The following is a 4,338-nucleotide window of genomic DNA, read 5'->3' as shown; positions in this document are numbered from 1 at the left end:
TTCCCCGTCATCGGGTCCGTCCTTCCTGATGGGCGAACCAAGCTTATCCGACTGTCCGGGAAATGGGGACCAGCTCAGCTGGACCGTGGGTTGCTGGAGTTGCGGGATGACGGCAGCCATTGGCTGCGGGCTCGGTTTACCGAGGCCGGCCTCGCTGCCTTACGGCACATGGCCGAGGATGCACGTGCCCTTCCACCGGGCGAATACCAGCACGTCCTGGACGAACTCGGAAGCGGGCAACGGGCAGATCACAACGACGCATCGTCGGCCTTCCCGGGTTCGAAATCTGTCGCGTAAAGGAGCGGCTGGGGCGCCGACCGCTGTTGCAGAAAGGCGCGGCTGAAGCCGCCCTGGTGCTTGTCCTGGGAGGGAGGATCAGTGGCCTTCCCAGATAAAAAGAAAGGGCACCTCACAGGGAGGTGCCCTTTCTTTTTAGAACAGCCGAGAGATCAGAGCGATAATCGAAGCCAAACGGATGGTTTCCACCCGAATGGTAAGACTAAAACTCATCCCATTCGACCGTTTGGCTTCGAAATAGAAATGTGCAATCACTTGCACCTCCCTATTCCTTGTGTGAGGGTCCCTTCCGGTAGCCGCCTTCACACAATGGGCCAACTGTCGAGGATTTTTTACCAGATGCCCGGTTGGTGATTCCTCAAACACGCTGCGGCTATTTCGTGGAGTGAGATATGGTGGCGTTGAAGCTTCGTGCAAGGGGGAGTTTGGACATTTTCTTCAAAATCTTAGAGAATGAAATCAAGCTCCGGCGTCGTTGAGCCAGGATCTAATCCGCCCAGAATAGCTGCACGAAAGGGAGCGGCCGGTCCGATCGCTGTCGCGAAAGGGGCCGCGACCGTCACGTTGCAGGCCGCCGCTTTCCTTCCTGAAGGCATTCAGGCTTGTCCGGAAATCCGTCCGACAATCAATTTGTCCGGAAAGCCGTCGTCGGTGCGGGTTTCCGGACACTTGAGCGGCTGACCGCCAAACGGCGGTCTGGCGGACCTACGGATACCGATAATCCAGTAAGTTCCCTTAAATGCTTTGATCCATCTTTTATGTTTGTTCTAAGGAACAAGCACATTAGCGCACATTATGCGTGTATATTATGTATCTTACCGATATTTCTTATCCGGAAAATCCCAAAACTATGATTCAAGGTTGCACATAATATTGATTTTTGTTGTCGAATGCGTTGATTTTAGCAGGGGTATTTGATTGGGGGTTTCAGAATGACACTAACCGCGCTACCGGAACGCTGGGCCAGCACCTACACGCTGGACGATCAGGTTGACAGTTCGATCACGGTGCTTTCCTCCGGGGGGTATGTGGTCACATGGACATCTGGCGCATTTGATGGGTCAGGGCGCCATCAGGATAATGCCGGCCTTGGCATTTTCGCCCAGCGTTTCAATGCGGTGGGCAATCCGGTGGGTGGTGAATTCCAAGTCAATGCATCGACACCGAACAATCAAATCCAATCACATGTCGTGGCACTTGCCGATGGCGGATTCGCTGTCTTCTGGTCGGAATTCCTCTACGGCAACATCGCCAGCAATTATTCGATCCAGGGCCAGAGATTCGATGCCAATGGCTCCAAGGTCGGTGCGCAGTTTGTCGTAGACGCCTCGGGGAGTTCGCAGCCGTCCGCCGCGTTGCTCACGGATGGATCGCTGATGGTGACGTACACCGACACTGCCGGCTCACAGTACGACATATATGCACAGCATTTGAGTGTTGCGGGAACGCCGATCGGTTCCCGCACCCAGGTAACGACCGCCAACGGCTTCAGCAAATACGAACCGGATATCAAGGCGCTACCCGGAGGGGGCTTTATCGTCACTTGGTATTCCGATAGTCAAGACGGCAGCGGTGGCGGCATCTATGCCAAGCGTTTCGACGCCTCCGGCGCTGCGGCCGGAAGCGAATTTCAGGTGCATACGGCCACGGTTCCAGCAAGCCAGGTCACACCGCGAGTCGCCGTCCTGGCCGACGGCGGCTGGGTTGTGACCTGGTCGGCCAGCAATGGTCTGGATGGCGATGGTTGGGGCATGTTCGGCCGCCGCTTCACTGCCGATGGGACCCCTGCGGGAGCTGAGTTCCAGATCAACAGCTGGACCGAAGGCGATCAGAACGCCCAGTCCGTGGTCGCTTTGGCAGATGGCGGCTTCGTTGTCGCATGGACATCATCGACGGCAGACGGCAACAGCTATGGCGCGATGGCCCAACGCTTTGCCGCGGACGGCAGCCGCATCGGTGGAGAATTCGCTCTCAGCTACACACGCATGGGATCGCAAGGTCAGCCGGTTCTGTCTGCCCGCCAGGATGGCGGCTTCGTTGCAAGCTGGTCGACGCCAGACGCCTATGGCAACGGCATCGCCACCCGCGTCTTTACCGGTGACTTCACCGCTCCCACCTACACGCTCCTCTCCGGAACGGAGGGGGCCGATACGCTGACCGGTGGGACGGGGCATGACCAGATCACTGGCCTGGGCGGTAACGACTCCCTGAATGGCGGCGCGAACGGTGACATCCTGGATGGCGGCGCTGGAAATGATACGCTTCTTGGTGGCGCCGGACAGGACCAACTGCTCGGAGGAGCCAGCGACGACTTGCTACTCGATACTGATACGGCGATGTCCACCGCCAGGCCGGCGATTTCCGGCTTCACTTCGGCAAGCGGATGGACTTCCCAGAACAGCTATCCCCGCCTGCTTGCCGATGTGAACGGCGACGGACAGGACGATCTCATCGCGTTCAGCAGTGTCGGAATCACCGTAGCCATCGGCCAGCAGGATGGTACATTCGCGACGATCGGTCAGGTCGTCTCCGGTTATGGCACCTCTTCGGGCTGGACCTCGCAATCGGCCTATCCCCGTCTGATGGCGGACGTGAATGGCGACGGGCGGGCCGATGTCGTCGCATTCGGCGGCGCCAGCGTCTATGTTCTGCCTGGCCGCGCGAACGGTACATTCGGCACCGCCTATGTCGCCAGTAACCAATTCACCACTGGGCAAGGCTGGTCGGGCCAAGACGCCACTCCGCGTGCTTTGGCGGATGTGAATGGCGACGGACGGGCCGACATCGTTGGATTTTCCAACTCGGGGACTTATGTCGCACTTGCCGGGGCCGATGGCACCTTCGGCGCGATGTTCCAGGCTTCGGTCGCGTTTGCTGGCAATGGGTGGGCCAGCCAGAACACCACGCCGCGCCTCATTGGTGACGTGAACGGCGACGGGCGTAGCGACGTTGTGGGCTTCGCTGCCAATGGCATCCAGGTCGCCCTTGGGCAGAGTGATGGCACTTTCCTCGACCTGGGGCAGGTGGCTGCCGGCTTCGGTACGGCTGCCGGCTGGACCAGCCAGGATGCGACGCCCCGCCAGCTTGCGGATATTAACGGTGACGGGTACGCCGACATCGTCGGCTTCGGATCGAGCGGCGTCTTCGTGATGGAGGGGCAGGCGGATGGCCGTTTCGGCCCGCAATACAGCATCGGAAGCCAGTTCACGGGAAGCGGGTGGTCTTCGCAGGATCAGGCGCCCCGCTTGCTTGGTGACATCAACGGCGACGGCGCTGCCGACATCGTCGGGTTCGGCGGGGCCCAGGTTACGGTTTCGCTGACTGCCTTCGATGCCGACACACTGATGGGCGGGGATGGCAACGACACTTTGAATGGCGGCCGTGGGGCTGATCTGCTGGACGGCGGAAGCGGAACCGACACGGTGAGCTATGCCGGGGCGAGCGCTGCCATTCATGTCGATCTGGCTGCCGGACGTGGATATTCCGGCGATGCCAAGGGCGACATCCTGATCGCTATCGAGAATCTGGAAGGCGGCAGCGGCAACGATACTTTGGAAGGCGATGCGACTGCCAATTGGCTGATTGGCGGAAGCGGTAGCGATCTGCTGTACGGTCGCGCCGGCAACGACACGCTGGATGGAGGTGCCGGGATCGACACCCTGCGCGGCGGGGCTGGCAATGATACCTACCTCGTGAACGACGCTGGCGACGTCATCGTCGAGACCGCCGGGGAGGGCACCGACGAGGTGCGAACCGGTCTCGCCAGCTACACCCTGGCGGCCAATGTCGAGAACCTCGTCTACACCGGCACTGCGGCTTTCACCGGAACCGGCAACACCGGCAACAACTTCATCACCGGCGGTACGGGCAACGACAGCCTGACCGGCGATGCCGGCAACGACACGCTGGACGGCGGAGCCGGGGCCGACACGCTGGTCGGCGGCACCGGCAACGACACCTACATCGTCGACAACGCGGGCGACATCGTCACCGAACTGGCCGGCCAGGGCACCGACACGGTGCGCACCGGCCTCGCCAGCT

Annotated in this window: 1 protein-coding gene; it reads left to right on the top strand. The window is 60.4% G+C overall.

The window, feature by feature from the left end:
• Positions 1–1,229: 1,229 nt before the first annotated feature.
• Positions 1,230–4,338: FG-GAP-like repeat-containing protein (locus tag FZ029_RS32645; protein ID WP_188052153.1), on the top strand; the 3,109-nt coding region annotated here is incomplete at its 3' end.

Origin of the sequence: Azospirillum sp. Sh1, from assembly GCF_008365135.1 — a bacterium.
GTDB lineage: Bacteria > Pseudomonadota > Alphaproteobacteria > Azospirillales > Azospirillaceae > Azospirillum > Azospirillum oryzae.
The sequence above is the reverse complement of the archived record's forward strand: the minus strand, read 5'-3'. Positions and strand labels throughout refer to the sequence as shown.